The organism is Pseudomonas sp. 06C 126 (genome assembly GCF_001855215.1).
GTDB lineage: Bacteria > Pseudomonadota > Gammaproteobacteria > Pseudomonadales > Pseudomonadaceae > Aquipseudomonas > Aquipseudomonas proteolytica.
In genome coordinates this window covers 1-268 of record NZ_MIFU01000071.1, presented here as the reverse complement: position 1 = coordinate 268, position 268 = coordinate 1, and the positions used below count along the sequence as shown (strand labels likewise).

Here is a 268-nt window from a genome sequence, read left to right as displayed (position 1 = left end):
AGGTACCGATAAAGTCACCACCGTCGTAACTGACACACCTGGCACCGATAACACCACTACCGTCACCTTGACCGCGCCAGACGCCGTCAACGAAGGCGGAAAAATCACTTACACCGCGACGCTTTCTAATAAAGCGGACACCGACGTCACCCTGACGCTCGATAACAAACAAACCATCACCATCAAGGCCGGCGAAACCGTTGGTACTGTGATTGTTGATGCTCCAGGCGATGACGTGTTCATCGATAAGAGCACCCAAACCGTCCAG

Annotated in this window: 1 protein-coding gene; it reads left to right on the top strand. The window is 53.4% G+C overall.

What is annotated here, in order from left to right:
• The coding region (locus BHC62_RS07935; protein ID WP_371128910.1) for an immunoglobulin-like domain-containing protein at positions 1–268 on the top strand (268 nt) is incomplete at both ends.